The following is a 16,466-nucleotide window of genomic DNA, read 5'->3' as shown; positions in this document are numbered from 1 at the left end:
GGCGGGCGATGAGCACGGCGGCGAAGGCGCCCGAGCGTCCGGGGCGGTAGCCGTAGCCGACGGTGAAGCGCAGCACCACGTCCGAGAGCCACATCATCAGCCAGCGGACCCGGATGCCGGAGGTCTCGGCGCGGAGCCTGCGGTTTTCGGCGCGCAGCAGGCGCTCCTTCACCATCAGCACGGTCTGGGCGTCGCCGCGGTGGCCCATGCGGGTGAGCACGAAGGCCAGCTGCTCGTAGGGCTGGGCGTTGAAGGCCAACCCCTCGGCGCGGCGGGCGAGCCGCTCGGGCTCGATCGCGACGATGCGCGCGTTGCGCGGCAGGGCGTCGGTGACCGGCACCAGGCGGTCGACCAGCACCGGGATGAGGCTCTCCATGCCCTCGACGGCGACACCGCTCGCGATGCGGCCCAGCATGTCCGCGGCGGCGGGGATGGCGTCCTGGAGGGAACCTGCGCGGCGCTGGACGTCCTCGGTGATGAGCAGCTCGCGGCACGGCGGCGCCCACAGGCGGTCGACGTCGGCGAGCGATCGCTGATCGGCGATCGAGAACGACCGCATCGAGTCGACCTCGTCGCCGAAGAACTCGATGCGGACCGGGTGCGGGTCCGTGGGGGCGAAGACGTCGACGATCCCGCCGCGCACCGCGAACTCGCCGCGGCGCTCGACCATGTCGACGCGCGTGTAGGCGGCGGCTGCGAGCGCGTCGGTGAGGTCGGTGAGATCGCGCACGTCGCCGGTCTTCAGGGATACCGGCGCGAGGTCCGCGAGGCCAGGGATCACGGGCTGCAGGACGGCGCGCAGGGGCGCGACCACGACGCTGAGCGGCGGCAGCCCGGCCTCGTCCTCCACCAGCGACGGATGCGCGAGGCGGCGCAGCGTCGCGAGGCGCCGGGCGACGGTGTCCGAGCGCGGGCTGAGGCGCTCGTGGGGCAGCGTCTCCCACGCGGGCAGGACAGTGACCGTGGCGGGGTCCAGGTACGAGCCGAGAGCCGCCGCGAAGGTGTCCGCGTCGCCCGAGGTGGCCGTGACCACGAGGGTGACGGCGCCGGCGTCGGCGGCCGTGCGCGCCACCAGGGCGGGCGCGGCGGCGACGGGGGCGACGAGGGCTCCGTCGCCGATCGCGGGCAGGTCGAGGCTCGCGAGCAGCGCGCTCAGCGGACGGGTCACAGCGCCTCCAGGGCATGCCAAAGGACCGGAATCTCCGGCACAGACATCCTAGGTCGGTGCACGGATACGTGTGGGCGCTCCGGCGTGCACCCGGGTGGGATCACCCGGCGTCGGCCGCCCAAGGATTGACCCACGTGACTCCGGTGCGGGAGAAGTCTTTGCCGTTCCGTGTCACGACGGTCGCGCCATGCGCGCGGGCAGTCGCTGCGATCAGGCTATCCATGACACCGGGCGCGTCCGGGCGCGCGAGCATGTGACCGGCGAGCATCGCGGCGTCGAAGGTGAAATCGAGGATCCGCCCGTCGTAGGTGGCAACGAGGAAGTCAAGCCAGCCGTCGAGGATCTCCGCCTGCGCTGGGTCGCGCCGGCGCAGGGAGTCCACCCCTGCGCGAATCTCCGTCAGCACGAACGCCGGAAGGTAGACACTGTCCATGGGGACGCTCGCGGCCCAGGCGGTCACCGCACGATCGTCGGGATGGCTCCTGCGCAGAGCCGAGACCACGCTCGTGTCGAGTGCGTAGATCACAGATCAAGCTCCCGGAGGTCTCCTTGCGCGCGCTCGAAGGTGACATCAACGGCGGACGTGTCGGGTGCCGCCCGCATGGCGTCCAGCAACGACCGTCCAGCCGCGTCGGAAGAGACGGACGTGATCTTGTAGACCGGCCTGCCGTGCTTGGTGATGATGACGTCGAAGCCCTCATCGACAGCATGCGTGACGAGGCTCGAGCGCTGGTTCAAGTCACGCGCGGTGAAGGTTCTCACGCTCACGACGGCACCTCCTGTGTAGTGATATCGCTATACTAGCCGATGGGCAAGGCGCTCCGGGATCCTCGGCGCCCGGTCGAGTGTGAGCGTCCTCGACCCTTGGCGCAGACGGCGGCGCCCCCTACTGTGGCGTCATGGCAGCGTCGGCCCGGCTCGTGGCGTCCGTCGTTGGGCTCGCCGCGCTCACGACCGCGTGCGGGAGCTCGAACGACTCAGGTTCACCACGCATCGCTCACGCCGAGGGCCTCGCCACCGACTCCGCCGTTGTCCTGACGCTCAACGAAGTCTGCGGACAAGACTTCGACGTGTCAGTGCTTGAGGACGACGACACGGTGACCGTGCTCATCGACGTCGAGCCTGCCGACGAGGGGTGCGACGCCCTCGTGTCGTGGCGCATCGATCTCGAGGCACCCCTGGGCGACCGCGCCCTCATCGACGGAGCCACCGGCACCGAGGTCCCTGTGACAGCACCGGACGAGACGTGACGCACGCTCGCACCTCGGATGGAGCCGGGCGCTACGACCCGTCACAGTCTTTCAGGTACCACCGGTCCGCGTGGGTCTCGTCATTGAAGCGTGGCACCTGGACGTAGCCGCGCGACTCGTACAGAGCGTTCGCGGCCGCGAGCGCGGAGTTGGTGTCGAGTCCCACCTGGCTCGCGCCGGACTCGCGCGCAATGGACTCGAGCCGGGTCAGCATCAGGCCGGCCAGGCCCAGCCCCCGCGCCGCCGGCGACACCCACATGCGCTTGAGGTGCGCGGGCTGACCGGGCGGCAGCTTCACCGCCCCGCATCCCACCGGCTGGCCGTGCAGCCGCGCTATCAGCAGCGCGCCGCGCGGCATGGTCAGCTCCTCGTCCGTCGCGGAGACCGCTGCGGCCGGGTTGTAGCCCGCCTGGAAGATGGCGTCGATCTCCGCGAAGTACTGATCGCGGCACCAGTGCGCGTCCGCGGAGTCGGGCGACTCGATCTCGATGGTCAGGTGGCGGCGCGCCAGGGCCGCCGTCACGATCCGCGCCGCCCGCTCGACCTCGAGACGCTCTTCCGGAGTCAGGTGCTCGAGCATCGCGGCGGCGGTCTCGTCGGAACGCGCGTCGAGCTCGGCCGCCTCGGCCCTCCCGACGGCCGTCCGCTCCACCACCCGCGCCCGTGCGTCGTCGGGGCTGGGCGCCACGACCACGAGCCCCTCGTCCTCGAGCGCCTTGAGCAGGCGCGAGGCGTAGCCGGCGTCCAGGCCCAAGCGCTCGCGCAGCGTCGAGACCTCGACCGGCCCGTCGCCCATCTCCCACAGCAGCCGCGAGACGCCGTACGGGCGCCCGCGACCCAGGAAGTTCTCCTGCAGCGCGCCCACCTCGCGGGTCACGGTGCGCTGGAACACGCGGAAGGTCTGCACCAGTCGATCATCCATATATTTGACATTAGTCAAGTACCTGCGATCGGGCAACCGAAACCTACACTTGACGCATGAACCCGCAGTCGCAGGCGGAACGCCTGCTGCGCCGCTTCGCGCGCGCCACCAACCTCCTCATCGCCGGGCGGCCGATGCGCGTCGACGGCACCGGCGACGTCGCCTCCGCGCTGCGCACCATGGCGGCAGGCATGGGCGCCCGGCTGGTCGGCGACGACCTCCACGGCCGCGACCTGGTCGAGTTCGTGATCCACCAGGACGCGGACGCCACCGAGATCCTGCTCGGCGGCAAACCGCTTCCCGACCGCGGCGACGCCGCGGGGCGCATCGACTTCGCGCGCGCCCACATGCCCGTCTCCACCCACCTGGCCACCGACCTCCTGCACGCGGAGACGGTGCGCGACCTGCGCATCGGCCTCTCGATGACCCTCGAGCCCAAGACGGCGAACCTCGCCCTGCTGCTCACGCACGCGGGTGCCCAGGTTGCCGTCTACGCGCACCCCGATGAGACCGACCCGGAGGTCGCGCAGGCGCTGCGCGAGCGCGGCATCCCGTGCGACGCGGACGCGACGCTCGCCCCCGAGGAGGAACGCGCCGCGGCCCTCACCTTCCTGGGTCGAGGCCTCGACGTCCTGGTCGACGACGGCAGCCACCTGACCCGATTGGCGCACGAGGAGGGGCTCACGGGCCCCTGGATCGGCGCGACCGAGGAGACCACCTCGGGCCTCACGCCGCTGCGGCTCATGGAGTCGCTGGGCGAGCTCTCGATCCCTGTGGTCGCCGTCAATGACGCCGCCACCAAGACCGGCTTCGACAACCGCTACGGCACGGGCCAGTCGTGCGTGATGGCCATTGCGGACCTGTTGGCCGATGCGCGGGTCACCGTCCGCGATCAGCCCGCCCTGGTCATCGGGTACGGTCCCGTGGGAGTGGGCGTCGCCGCACACCTGAGGGCGCTGGGCGCCGAGGTCATGGTGGCCGAGCATGACCCCGTGCGCGCGCTGCTGGCCACACACGACGGCTTCGAGGTGGGACCGGCCGACGAACTCGCGCGCGGCGCGCTCGTCGTGTCCGCGACCGGCGTCCCGGCGACCGTCTCCGCCGGCATGATCCGCGGTGCGCGCGCGGTCGCGGTGGCCGGCGGCGTCCCCGGCGAGATCGTGCTCGACGGCGTGGGCGAGCTCGAGGCCGTCACCGACCACGTGGAGCGCGCGCTCGAGACCGGCACGCTGGTGCTGGACCGCGGCAACTGCATCAACGTCACCGCCGCCGAAGGCAACCCCATCGAGATCATGGACCTGTCCTTCGCGACCCAGCTCGCGGCCGTCCGCGAACTCATCGAGACGCGCCCGGGTGTGGGCGTCCACCCTCTGTCGGCGACCGCGGTCGCGCGCGTCGCCGCAGTCGCAGCCAGCGAGCGCGGACTCGCGACTCGCGCCGGGGGCGCCTCGACCGACGGCCCTCAGGACTGGACGTCGCCGCGCTACCGAGCGACCGCATCGGCCCTGTCATGACCGGTTTCCCCGTCACGCTGTACTCCGCGGACCTGGTGGTGCCGGTGACGGCACCGCCCATCCTGGACGGCGCGATCGCGGTGCGCGGGGAGAAGATCCTGCACGTGGGCGAGCGGGTCTGGGTCGAGGAGTCGCTCGCGGAACGCGGAGTGCCGGTCGAGCACGTGCGCTGGCCGGGGGTGCTGATGCCGGGGCTCGTCAACGCGCACACGCACCTGCAGTACACGGGCATGGGCGAGGTGAGTCAGCGGACGTACTCGGGATTCGAGGACTGGGCGAAGGGCTTCAACCCCGTCTACGCACGGCCGCACGACTGGGCGGCCGATGCGGCGGCCGGGGCGGCGATGCTCATTCAGTCGGGCGTGACGGCGGCCGCGGACGTGGTCACGGATCCTGAGGCAGCGCACGCGCTGCACGACGCCGGGCTCGCGGGCATCGCGTACTGGGAGGTCATCGACTGGACCAACGAGCAGTGGCGCTCGCACGGGCGCGCCGAGGTCGAGGCCGCGCTGGACTCGCTGCCCTCGCGACCCGGCACCGGGCTGAGCCCGCACGCGCCGTACTCGCTCGAGATCGTGCCGCTGCTCGAGATCCCGGACATCGTCCGCGAGCGCGGCAGCCGGATCCACATTCACCTGGGCGAGTCCGGCATCGAGCAGGAGTTCGCGCACGAGCAGGCCGAGCCGTGGCAGAGCCAGGGCATGGGGTCGCTGGCGGAGCTGCGGCAGGCGGGATTCGGGACCTCGGCGACCGACTACGTGGACCACCTGGGCGTGCTGGGCCCCGACTGCCACATCGCGCACGGCGTCTACATGAGCGAGCGCGACCGCGCGATCCTGCGCGCGCGCGGCACCACCGTGGCGCTTTGCCCGCGGTCGAACGCTGTGATCGGGCTGGACGCTCCGCCGGTGGCCGCGTACCTGCGCGAGGGCAGTCCCATCGCGGTGGGCACGGACTCGCTGTCGTCGTCGCCGTCGCTCGACCCCCTGGCAGACGTCGCGGAGCTGTTCCGCATTGCGCGCTCTCAGGGGTATTCGGGCGAGGATCTCGCGGAGCGCCTGCTGAGCGCCGCGACGCTGGGCGGCGCGCACGCGATGGGCATCGACGAGGGGCCGCAGCGCACGGGATACCTGGCCGTGGGAGCCGTCGCGGACCTCGCGTTCTTCGACATTCCGGTCACGAGCGTCACCGAGACCCTCACCCGTCTCGCGGAGTCCGGCGAGGGGCGGGCCGCCGCGACCGTCGTCGCGGGGCGCGTGCGCCACGCGACCGCCGCGTTCGCGGAGGCGACCGGCGTCGCCTCGCCGCCCGCCGCGCCCTCCCCGACCCCCGTCTCAGGCGAGCCCGCATGACCGTCCCGGCCACCGCATCGGCCCTCCGCCTGGAGCCCCACCCCGAGGGCGGCTGGTTCCGGCGCACCTACACCTCCCCCACACCCGTCGACACGGACGGCGGCGCGCGGCCCGCGGTGACGCTCATCCACTACCTGCTGACGCCCGGCGAGGCGAGCGCGTGGCACGTCGTCACTTCCGACGAGCTGTGGCTGTGGCACGGCCCGGGCGCGCTCGAGCTGCGGCTGGGAGGGTCGGGTGAGGGACCCGTGGAGGCCGATGCGCGCGTCGTGCGGCTGGGACCTCACCTGAGCGAGGGTGAGGTCGCGCAGTGCCTGGTGCCGGCCGGGGTGTGGCAGTCGGCCGCTCTCGCCGCGGACGAGGAGTGCCTGGTGAGCTGCATGGTGACGCCCGGCTTCGACTTCGCCGATTGGAGGCTGGCCGAGCCGTCCCAGTAGGATGACTCGTCAGCACCTGAGATATCAGCGTGCGAGCGATCAGCACCCGAGCGATCAATGGCGACCCCGCTCCACGACATCACTGGAGACACCATGAACACCGCTTCCTTCCGCCGCCCTGTTCTCGCCGCCGTCGCGGTGGGCGCTCTGACGCTCGCCGGCTGCTCGTCCTCGGGTGACGCTGACGACGCCCCGACCGCCGACGCGACCACGCCGGCCGCCGGCGACTCGCCCGCGCTCGAGACCTTCACCGAGGGCGTGCTGACCATCGCGACCGGCGAGCCCGCCTACTACCCGTGGGTCATCGACGACGCCCCCGAGTCGGGAGAGGGCTTCGAGGCCGCGATTGCCTACGCCGTCGCCGAGGAGCTGGGCTTCGCCGCCGAGGACGTCGTGTGGGTGCGCACGTCCTTCGAGTCAGCGATCGCGCCCGGCCCGAAGGACTGGGACTTCAACCTGCAGCAGTTCTCGATCACCGATGAGCGCCGCAATGCGGTCGACTTCTCGTCGCCGTACTACACGACCACGCAGGCGGTCGTGACGGTCGAGGGCTCGGCCGCCGAGGGCGCGACCGCGATCGCGGAACTGTCCGAGTACATGGTGGGCGTGCCCTCCGGCACCACCTCGTACACCGTCGCCGCGGACCAGCTGGGCGAGGACAACCTCGCGGTGTTCAACTCGGCCGAGGACACCGTGCTCGCGCTCAACTCCGGCCAGATCGACGCGTTCGTGATCGACCTGCCGTCCGCGTTCTACCTCGCAGGCGTCGAGCTCGAGGGCGGCCTGATCCTGGGCCAGTTCGACACCTCCGAGGGCGGCGACGACTTCGGCCTGGTGCTGCCCAAGGACTCGCCCAACACGGACGCGGTGACGGAGGCCGTCAACGCGCTGCGCCAGGACGGCACGCTCGCCGCGATCGAGTCGGAGTGGCTGTCGGCCTCGGTCGACGTGCCCGTGCTCGACTGACGGCTGCTCCGTACCCGCCCGGCTAGCGCCTCCTGCGCCATACTGAACCGATGACTGACGGAGCGCCCGGGGCTACCCACGGTGCCCCGGGCATGCCCGGCGCCTCCGGCCACCACGACTGGGAGCCGAGCGACCTCGAACTCGACCGTCGTCGCTACCGCAAGCGCGCATCGGCCCGCTCTGTGCTGATCGCGGCGGTCTCGACGCTGGTCTTCACCGCGGTGGTGTGGGTCGCGCTGGTGAACTCCCCGGGGTGGGACGCGGTCAAGGAGTCGTTCTTCAACCTCGAGATCGGGCGGGACTCGTTCCCCGACGTGCTCGAGGGTCTGTGGCTGAACATCCGCGCGCTGTTCTTCGCGGTGATCGGCGTGGCGGTGCTGGGCACGCTGCTCGCGGTGATGCGCTCGCTGCGCGGGCCAGTGTGGTTCCCGCTGCGCGCGATCGCGACCATCTACACGGACATGTTCCGCGGGATGCCGGTGCTGATCGTGCTGTATCTGGTGGGCTTCGGCATCCCCGCGCTGGACATCTTCCCCCGCCTGCCCGCGGCCGTGTGGGGCACCATCGCGATCACGCTGTGCTACTCCGCGTACGTGGCCGAGGTGCTGCGCGCCGGCATGGAGGCCGTGCACCCGTCGCAGCGCGTGGCCGCGCGGTCGCTGGGGCTGTCGCACGGCGAGACGCTGCGACTCGTGGTGATCCCGCAGGGGCTGCGCAAGGTGGTCCCGCCGCTGATGAACGACTTCGTGTCGATGCAGAAGGACGTGGGGCTGATCTCAATCCTGGGCGCGGTGGACGCGATCCGGGCGGCGCAGATCGATGTGGCCGCGACGTACAACTTCACGCCGTATGTCGTGGCGGCGCTGCTGTTCATCGCGCTGAGCCTGCCGTTCATTCGGCTGACTGACTATGTTTCCAAGCGGATGGCGCAGCGCGAGCAGATGGGCGGGACGGTGTGATGTCAGACTCCTCCTCTTCGTCCCCTGCCTCACCCGCCTCCTCTGCTTCCCCCGAGCGCTCCACCGTGCTCGCGCTCGAGGGCGTGCGCAAGTCCTTCGGCGACAACCTGGTGCTGCGCGGCGTGGATCTCGAGATCGCGAGCCACGAGGTGGTCGTGGTGATCGGGGCCTCGGGCTCCGGCAAGTCGACGCTGATGCGCACCATCAACCTGATCGAGCAGATCGACGACGGGCGCATCGTCCTCGGCGGCGACGACATCACGGACCCGCGCGTGGACGTGGACGCGACCCGCGCGCGCATCGGCGTGGTCTTCCAGCACTTCAACCTGTTCCCGCACATGAAGGTCATCGACAACGTCACGCTCGCGGCGCGGCGGGTCCACGGCATGCCTGCGGCCGATGCGCGGGCACGCGGCGAGGAGATGCTCGAGAGGATCGGGCTCGGGGAGAAGGTCGACGACTACCCCGACCGGCTCTCAGGCGGCCAGCAGCAGCGCGTCGCGATCGTCCGGGCGATCCTCACGGATCCGGAGCTGCTCCTGCTGGACGAGATCACGTCCGCGCTGGACCCCATGCTCGTGGGCGAGGTGCTGGACCTGGTGCGGTCTCTGGGGGACTCGGGGTCGACCATCCTCATGGCGACGCACGAGATGTCCTTCGCACGAGACGTCGCCGATCGCGTGGTGTTCATGCACCAGGGGCGGATTCTTGAGCAGGGCACGCCGGAGGAGATCTTCGGGTCGCCGCGCGAGGAGGCCACGCGCGAGTTCCTCGCGCGTGTGATGCATCGCTGAGCGCCTTCCGGTCGCCCTCCTTCCACCTCCCCTTCCCGAGAGAAATGGATCCATTTCGCTCGCCCAAGGGCTGAGGCGAGCGATTTCGCACCGCCACGAATGGCATCGGGCCGATGCGATGGCCGTCCACAGGACTTGTCGCCTTTGCCCTCTCCACAGTTTCGTACCAGGCATCTTCCCATGTCAGAGGTCAGTGTTTGACTGGAGCCATGACCTCGACCACCGAGACCGCCGCCGGCTTCAGCGATGTGCCGGCAGAGCTCGCACGCGCGCTCGACGCTGACCGCGCCGCGCGAGAGGCGGCGCGCGCGCTGATCTCGGCGGCGAGTGTCCGGGACCTCTCGGAGGGCGCCCTGCTCGAGCTCCAGCACGCGACCGTCGCCGCTCGCAAGGAATGGGACATCATGGTCGCGACGGCCGCCGCGGAGGTGGGCCGCCGGTCGGCGCCGGAGTTCGGGCGCAAGGGTCTCGCCCGCAAGAACGGGCACACCACGCCGGAGAGGTTCATCGCCGGCATCACGGGCGGCTCACGGCGGGACGCGAAGGACCTGATCAAGACGGGCACCACGCTCGGTGAGGCGGAGAAGCTCCGCCAGGATACCGAGGACGCGGCCGCCGCTGGCCTGCCGCTCCCCGAGCCAGAGACGCCTGTGTACCCGCTGGTGGCTTCCGCGCTCGCCTCTGGGATGCTCTCCTCGGCGGCTGCCGCGCTCATCACCTCGATGCTGGACTCGGCTCGGACCGACGCCAGCGTCGAGCAGATCCGGGTTGCCGAGAAGCGCCTTGTGGAGAAGGCGCAGGGGCTCTCGGTCGAGCAGCTCGCCCCCATCGTGCGCCGCTTCCAGCACACGCTGCAGGCGTCCGTCGCCGAGAGGCAGCAGCAGGAGATCCACGCCTCACGCCACGTGATCATCACGGAGCGCAAGGACGGCGCGGTCCAGATCAACGGCCTCCTGGACCCGGTTGCGGCGGCACCGGTGCGGGCGGCGCTCGAGGGGGCGGTGAAGGACGCGTTCCGCGCGCGCCGCGACGATCAGATCGCGGAGGACAAGCGCTCGGCCGGGCAGATCCGTGCCGATGCGCTGGTGGCGTGGGCGAAGCACATGCTCGGGTGCGACAAGGCTCCCCTGAGCCACGCCACCACCCGGGTCGAGGTGCGCGTGGACCTCGAAGCGCTCCGGACTGGGGTGGGCGTCGCCGAGATCGATGGCGGCGGGACAATCCCCGCTGGTCAGCTGCGGCGCATGGGTGTGGATGCCGGCTACCTGCCGGTGATCCTCGGTGGCGACTCCGAGCCTCTTGACGTGGGCCGCGAGGAGCGGCTGTTCACCTCGGCTCAGCGCGTGGCGTTCCTGGAGCGCGACGGCGGCTGCGCGATGTGCGGCGCTCCCCCGTCCTACTGCGAGGCTCATCACATCGAGTGGTGGAAGGACGGAGGCCGCTCGGACCTGGACAACGGCCTGATGCTCTGCGTCGCGTGTCACCAGACGATCCATCACGGCGGCTGGGAGATCGACGCGACTCTGACGGACGTGTACTTCAGACCACCCGGGACGGTGGATCCGAAGCGACCCTGGCGGCTGGGCGGTCGCGCCCGGTTCGGGGTCACGGCGAGAGAGAGGCGCGAGCTCGATGGGGCCGCGGCACCTCTCGATGCGCCAACGCCGGCCGCAGCCAGGCCCGACGGGGAGCCGGCGAGCAACCCTGAGTCCCCTGGGACAGGTGTGCCCGGCGCCGAACCGAGGTCGGCGATGAGGCCTGACTCACCGGGCCCGCTGCCCGCCACGGGGAAGCCGAGCGTCCGGCCGCGCGTGGCGACCCACACCGCCGGCTGGCTCGACACACCACCACCGGACGACCACCTGATGCTGCTCTGAGGGTGGCGCTCCGGCGGCGCCTACTCCTCGTCCTCGGAGTAGTGGTGAACCACCTCGTCGAGCTTGATCTCGTGGGTGACCGTGGTCTCGTCGTGGACGCTCGCGGGCAGCGACGGGCGAATCACCGTGCCGTCCGCGCGGACCGTGCCGTGGTACGCCGTCGCGTCCGGGGCGCCCGCGATGCGCGGGCCATGGTCCTCAAGCGGCACGACGAGTGGCTGCAGCTGCGTGAGGCTGAAGCGCTCGCCGCGCACCTCGACCGTCAGCCCAGGCCCCTCCTCGATCGTGAAGGTGATGTCGGCCTGACGGATCGTCACGCGCACGCGCGTCCCTCGCTGCGCCAACCGGAAGGTCAGGTGATCCCAGCCCACCGGAAGGCGGGGGTCGAACGTCGGCACGTCGCCCTGATCGCGGAACCCGCCGAAGCCGTAGGCGAGCGCCGACCACACACCTCCCGTCGAGGCGACGTGCACGCCATCAGCAGTGTTGCCGTGCAGGTCGCCCAGGTCGACGTACAGGCTGTCCCAGAAGTACCGCTGCGCCAGCTCGTGATAGCCCACCTCGGCCGCGATGATCGACTGCACGACTCCCGACAGCGTCGAGTCGCCGGTGGTGATGGGGTCGTAGTAGTCGAAGTCGGCCTTCTTCTGCTCCTTGGTGAACTGATCGCCCTGGAGGAAGAGCGCGAGCACCACGTCGGCCTGCTTGAGGACCTGGAAGCGGTAGATCACCAGCGGGTGGAAGTGCAGCAGCAGTGGACGCTTCTCGGCAGGCGTGTTCGCCAGGTCCCAGACCTCGCGCTCGTTGAACAGCGCGTCCTGGGGGTGGATGCCCAGCTGGTCGTCCCACAGGATCGCCATGCCGTCCGCAGCGCGATCCCACTCGGCGGTCTCCTCATCGCTGACGCCGAGCCGGGACGTGAGCCGCGCGTACTGATCCGGCCACCTGTCCTTGAGCTTGCGCACGGCTCCCGCGGCGCACCGCAGATTGAAGCGCGCCATGACGTTCGTGTAGAGGTTGTCGTTCACGACGGTGGTGTACTCGTCCGGCCCGGTCACGCCGTGGATGCGGAACGAGTCCCCATCGCCCGGGATGGTGCGCCAGAAGCCCAGATCCGCCCACATGCGCGCCGTCTGCACGAGGATGTCGATCCCCTCGCGGGCCAGGAAGTCATCGTCCCCCGTCGCCCGCACGTACTTGTCGATCGCATACGCGATGTCGGCATCGATGTGATACTGCGCGGTTCCGGCGGCGTAGTAGGCCGAGGCCTCTTCGCCGTTGATCGTGCGCCACGGGAACAGCGCGCCGTTCTGGGCGAGCTCGCTGGCTCGCCGCTCGGCGGCCCCGAGCATCCGGTAGCGATACCTCAGCGCGTTCCGCGCGATCACCGGCGACGTGTAGGTGAAGAACGGCAGCGCGTAGACCTCGGAGTCCCAGAAGTAGTGACCGCCGTAGCCGGAGCCCGTGACACCCTTCGCGGCCACCCCGTGGCCGTCGCCGCGGGCAGCGGCCTGGGCGAGCTGGAACAGGTTCCACCGCACCGCCTGCTGGACGCCGTCATCGCCGCCGATCTCGACGTCGGATCGGCTCCAGAAGTCGTCGAGCCACTGGCGCTGGTCCTCGAACTGCGACGTGATGCCCTCGGACCGCACCCGGTCGAGCGTGCGGTTGCAGCGGTCGGCGAGCTCTCGAGGCGGCACCACGCGAGACGTGTGATAGCTGACGACCTTGGTCAGCGTGAAGGTCTGCCCGGGCTTGGCACGCGCGCGGAACACGTGCTTGGCGTAGTCCTCCTCGACCTCGGTCACGCGGTCGTACTCGTCGTCGAACTCGACCCAGTGCTCCATCGCCGCGGCGAGCGTCATGCCCGAAGCCGCCGACTGGTAGCCCAGCACGATCCGATCGTCCTGGGCGTGGTGCAGACGTGGCTCGAGCACCCGCTTCTCGAGCTTCTCGGCCTTGCGCGGATCCGCGATCACGTCGGGCGACGGGTTGGCGCGGTACTCGTCGAGGCCGGCCTGGCGGTTCAGCATCTGCGAGGAGATCGCGATGGGCGCCTCCTCGTCCAGCAGCGTGACCTCGAAGGTCATGACCGCGAGGTGGCGCTGCGCGAAGGACACCATGCGCTTGGACCGGACGCGCACGCGGTTGCCGGACGGCGTGCGCCACAGCAGGTCGCGCGCCAGCACGCCCTCGCGCATGTCGAGCACTCGCGAGTAGCTCACGAGGTCAGCGATGGACAGCAGCAGCGGCTCGTCGTTGACGTACAGCCGGATGATCTTCGGGTCCGGAACGTTGACGATGGTCTGGCCGGTGCGTGCGAAGCCGTAGGCCTCCTCGGCGTGCAGGATCTTCCACGTCTCGTGGAAGCCGTTGATGAACGTGCCGTGTGCGTGGGCGTCGTGCCCGTCCTCGACGTTGCCGCGCAGGCCCAGGTAGCCGTTGCCCACCGCGAAGAGCGTCTCCGTGACACCGAGGTCATCCTTGGAGAACTCGGTCTCGATCAGCCGCCACGGATCGATCGGGAACCGCAACCGGTCCAGATACTCCGGTGCGCTGGTATCGCCGAGCGGTCGCTTCGCCGCCTTCATTCGCCCACCAGCTCCGCGAGGTCCTCGACCACGATGTCCGCGCCCCCGGCCCTGAGCGCATCGGCGCCCGCACCACGGTCGACCCCGACCACGAGGCCGAAGTCACCGGCCGCACCCGCGGCGACGCCCGACAGGGCGTCCTCCACCACCACGGAGTCCGCGTCGGCCACACCCAGCCGCTGCGCGGCCAGCTCGAACATGTCGGGCGCGGGCTTGCCGCGGATGCCCTCGGTCGCGACCACGTTGCCGTCCACCACGATCTCGAAGCGGTGCGCGATCCCAGCAGCCTTCAGCACGGCTGGGGCGTTGCGCGAGCTCGACACGACGGCCATCGCGGTGCCGAGAGCCTCGAGGTGGTCGAGCAGCGCCACGGAGCCCGGGTAGGGGGCGACGCCCTCGTCGTGAAGGATCGCCTCGAACGCATCGTTCTTGGTGTTGCCGATGCCGCACACGGTCTCCGTGCCCGCCGCGTCCTCGGGAGTGCCCTCGGGCAGCACGACGCCTCGCGAGGCCAGGCAGGCGCGGACGCCGTCGTACCGTGGCTTGCCGTCGACATACGCGAAGTAGTCGTCATCGGTGTAGGCGGGCGTGACCCCGCGCGCCGTGAAGTAGTCGGTGAACATCCGGTTCCACGCCTTCATGTGGACCTCGGCGGTGGGGGTCAGGACCCCGTCCAGGTCGAACAGTGCGGCGCCGAAGCGGCGGTCCGCGATCTGGGGGACTGCCCAGGCGTTGTCGATGGTGGTCACACGTTCTCCCTCATGCGGTCGTCGTGGTGGTCACGCAGGCGCGTACGTCGGGCCGGTGGCGGCACTTCGATAGTAGTGACGGTGACCCGGGTTGTGTCCATTCCCAGTTCTGCCACACGGACCGATGCGGGGTCGCTGAGCTTCCGGGCACCGCTCGCGGGAGGGCCGATGCGCGGGCGAGGACCGCTCAGGGGACGGCCGATGCGTGGTCGGGCACCCGCGCGTGCGCTCAGGAGCGCGTGTGGAAGCGCTGCTGAGCGGACTCGAGCCCGTCCGCGAGAACAGCCTCGACCGCATCGGCCGCGGTGTCGATGAGGAACGGCAGCTCCGCGCGCTCGGTCGAACCGAACGGCTTCAGCACGAAGGCCGCCGGCTCCATGCGCCCCGGCGGACGCCCGATGCCCACGCGCACTCGCACGTAGTCGGGGGTGCCGAGCGCCTTGGTCACGTCCTTGAGACCGTTGTGCCCACCCGAGCCGCCGCCGCGCTTGAGACGCACGTCGCCGAACGGGATGTCGAGCTCGTCGTGGATCACGATGACTGCGGCGGGGTCCACGGAGTGATACTTCGCGAGCGACGAGACGGGACCGCCGCTGACATTCATGAAGGACATCGGCGCGCCCAGCACTACCGGCTGCGCGGCGAGCCGCACCGTCGCGGCACGGGTGCGGGTCTTCTTGTGGATCGAGAGCGCCCCGCCTCCACGCGTCGCGAGCTCCTCCAGCACCATCTGGCCCACGTTGTGGCGCGTCGCGGCGTAGTCGTCGCCCGGGTTGCCCAGGCCGATCACCAGCGCAGTCATGGTCTCCTCTGCCGTCCCGCCGTCTCCGACGGGACCAGCTGTGCCGTCCCGTCCCATACGAAGCGCCCGCCACCACTGGTGACGGGCGCTGCGCATGGAAGCAGACTAGTCGTCGTCGCCCTCGGCGGCCTCGGCGGCCTCGTCCGCGGCCGCGGCGGTCTCGCCCTCAGCAGCCTCGGTCTCCTCGTCCTCGGCGGCCTGACGCGGCACGGTGACGTGCACGACCAGGGTCTCGCCGTCGACCGCGAGCTCGGAGCCCTCGGGCAGGGTGACCTCGGACGCGATGAGCTTGTCGCCCTCGCCCATGCCGTCCAGCGACACCGTGAGGTACTCGGGGATGTGCGTCGCCTCGACCAGCAACTGCAGCGACGCGTTCTCGAGCACGTGGATGGTGCCGGGCTCGGACTCGCCCTCGAGGTGCACGGGCACGTCGACGGTGATCTTCTCGCCCTTCTTGACCGTCAGCAGGTCCACGTGGACGATGACGGGGCGGATCGGGTCGCGCTGGATGTCCTTCGCGATCGCGAGGTGCTTGTCGCCGTCGAGCACGACGGTGAGCAGCGCGTTCGGGTTCTTGAGGGCCATCATCGTGTCGTGGCCCGGGAGCACGACGTGCAGCGGGTCCTCGCCGTGGCCGTAGATGACGGCGGGGATCTTGTCGTTCGCGCGGATGCGGCGGGCGGCGCCCTTGCCGAACTCGGTGCGGGACTCAGCGTCGAGCTTGAGCTTGTCAGCCATGAGGTTCTCCTCGGTTAGCGGTCAGATGGTGCGGCCACGGCAAGGCAGGCTGCATCGTGCATCTGCCGCGTCGATCACGGAGCGCCCGGTGGGCCTCCCTCGCCGAGGAACTGGAACAGTTTACCCGATGCGCGGCGGCCCGTCGCGCCGGGGAATGATTGCGGGCGCGACCGGGGTTGCACCGTTCATGACCGACACCAGCGCAGCCCGCTCCACCACCTCTGCAGGCCAGGCCTGGGAGAGGGGTGCCCGTGCCGGGTATGCCGTCTCCGGGGTGCTGCACCTGATCCTCGGCTTCCTCATCGCGCGCATCCCGTTCGCGGGCGACGCGGACCTGAACGGCGGCA

General features: G+C 70.6%; 15 protein-coding genes and 1 pseudogene. 8 read left to right on the top strand and 8 right to left on the bottom strand.

Annotated features, from left to right (window positions below; genetic code table 11):
• From QZ483_RS07485 to QZ483_RS07475, 3 genes and pseudogenes are all read right to left on the bottom strand, one after another.
• Positions 1 to 1,168 (bottom strand): annotated as a pseudogene (locus QZ483_RS07485) (hypothetical protein); the annotation flags it as partial.
• A 100-nt stretch (positions 1,169 to 1,268) separates the two neighbouring features.
• Positions 1,269 to 1,694, bottom strand: a complete 426-nt coding sequence (locus QZ483_RS07480; RefSeq protein WP_297082520.1) for a type II toxin-antitoxin system VapC family toxin — start codon at positions 1,692 to 1,694, stop codon at positions 1,269 to 1,271.
• Entirely contained in the window at positions 1,691 to 1,936 is a 246-nt protein-coding gene (locus tag QZ483_RS07475; RefSeq protein WP_297082518.1) for a type II toxin-antitoxin system Phd/YefM family antitoxin, read from the bottom strand. Before QZ483_RS07475 ends, QZ483_RS07480 begins: the two co-directional genes overlap by 4 nt.
• A gap of 131 nt (positions 1,937 to 2,067) precedes the next feature.
• Between QZ483_RS07475 and QZ483_RS07470 the strand changes: the two genes are divergently transcribed.
• Entirely contained in the window at positions 2,068 to 2,418 is a 351-nt protein-coding gene (locus tag QZ483_RS07470; protein WP_297082517.1) for a hypothetical protein, read from the top strand.
• Between the two features lie 31 nt (positions 2,419 to 2,449).
• Here the strand turns inward: QZ483_RS07470 and QZ483_RS07465 are convergent, their stop codons facing one another.
• Complete coding sequence (locus QZ483_RS07465; protein ID WP_297082516.1) at positions 2,450 to 3,340, bottom strand: helix-turn-helix domain-containing GNAT family N-acetyltransferase; 891 nt, start codon at positions 3,338 to 3,340, stop codon at positions 2,450 to 2,452.
• Positions 3,341 to 3,396: 56 nt separating this feature from the next.
• Between QZ483_RS07465 and QZ483_RS07460 the strand changes: the two genes are divergently transcribed.
• The 7 genes from QZ483_RS07460 (at position 3,397) to QZ483_RS07430 (ending at position 11,239) form a co-directional block, all read left to right on the top strand.
• Positions 3,397 to 4,854, top strand: coding sequence for an adenosylhomocysteinase (locus tag QZ483_RS07460; protein WP_297082515.1), 1,458 nt, complete (start codon positions 3,397 to 3,399; stop codon positions 4,852 to 4,854).
• On the top strand, positions 4,851 to 6,206 hold the full coding sequence (locus QZ483_RS07455) for an amidohydrolase family protein (protein WP_297082513.1): 1,356 nt from the start codon (positions 4,851 to 4,853) through the stop codon (positions 6,204 to 6,206). The genes QZ483_RS07460 and QZ483_RS07455 overlap by 4 nt, the downstream gene beginning before the upstream one ends.
• Entirely contained in the window at positions 6,203 to 6,643 is a 441-nt protein-coding gene (locus QZ483_RS07450) for a cupin domain-containing protein (RefSeq protein WP_297082510.1), read from the top strand. The genes QZ483_RS07455 and QZ483_RS07450 overlap by 4 nt, the downstream gene beginning before the upstream one ends.
• A gap of 93 nt (positions 6,644 to 6,736) precedes the next feature.
• The gene (locus tag QZ483_RS07445) at positions 6,737 to 7,609 is read left to right on the top strand and encodes an ABC transporter substrate-binding protein (protein WP_297082508.1); all 873 of its coding nucleotides are present in this window, start codon (positions 6,737 to 6,739) and stop codon (positions 7,607 to 7,609) included.
• 92 nt (positions 7,610 to 7,701) lie between these two features.
• Complete coding sequence (locus QZ483_RS07440) at positions 7,702 to 8,568, top strand: amino acid ABC transporter permease (RefSeq protein ID WP_297082525.1); 867 nt, start codon at positions 7,702 to 7,704, stop codon at positions 8,566 to 8,568.
• Positions 8,568 to 9,362: an amino acid ABC transporter ATP-binding protein gene (locus QZ483_RS07435; protein WP_297082505.1), complete on the top strand. Its 795-nt coding sequence runs from the start codon at positions 8,568 to 8,570 to the stop codon at positions 9,360 to 9,362. The genes QZ483_RS07440 and QZ483_RS07435 overlap by 1 nt, the downstream gene beginning before the upstream one ends.
• 209 nt (positions 9,363 to 9,571) lie before the next feature.
• Positions 9,572 to 11,239 carry an HNH endonuclease signature motif containing protein gene (locus QZ483_RS07430; RefSeq protein WP_297082503.1) on the top strand — a complete coding sequence of 556 codons (1,668 nt, stop codon included), beginning with the start codon at positions 9,572 to 9,574 and terminating at the stop codon, positions 11,237 to 11,239.
• A gap of 20 nt (positions 11,240 to 11,259) precedes the next feature.
• Here the strand turns inward: QZ483_RS07430 and QZ483_RS07425 are convergent, their stop codons facing one another.
• From QZ483_RS07425 to QZ483_RS07410, 4 genes are all read right to left on the bottom strand, one after another.
• Entirely contained in the window at positions 11,260 to 13,830 is a 2,571-nt protein-coding gene (locus QZ483_RS07425; RefSeq protein WP_297082501.1) for a glycoside hydrolase family 65 protein, read from the bottom strand.
• Positions 13,827 to 14,570 (bottom strand): HAD family phosphatase, encoded by a 744-nt coding sequence (locus QZ483_RS07420; protein ID WP_297082522.1) that lies wholly within the window; start codon positions 14,568 to 14,570, stop codon positions 13,827 to 13,829. The genes QZ483_RS07425 and QZ483_RS07420 overlap by 4 nt, the downstream gene beginning before the upstream one ends.
• 238 nt (positions 14,571 to 14,808) lie before the next feature.
• Positions 14,809 to 15,381, bottom strand: a complete 573-nt coding sequence (gene pth / locus QZ483_RS07415) for an aminoacyl-tRNA hydrolase (RefSeq protein ID WP_297082499.1) — start codon at positions 15,379 to 15,381, stop codon at positions 14,809 to 14,811.
• 105 nt (positions 15,382 to 15,486) lie between these two features.
• Positions 15,487 to 16,119, bottom strand: a complete 633-nt coding sequence (locus tag QZ483_RS07410; RefSeq protein WP_297082498.1) for a 50S ribosomal protein L25/general stress protein Ctc — start codon at positions 16,117 to 16,119, stop codon at positions 15,487 to 15,489.
• Positions 16,120 to 16,466: the final 347 nt, after the last annotated feature.

It is taken from the genome of uncultured Demequina sp., from assembly GCF_913055775.1.
Lineage (GTDB): Bacteria > Actinomycetota > Actinomycetes > Actinomycetales > Demequinaceae > Demequina.
The sequence above is the reverse complement of the archived record's forward strand: the minus strand, read 5'-3'. Positions and strand labels throughout refer to the sequence as shown.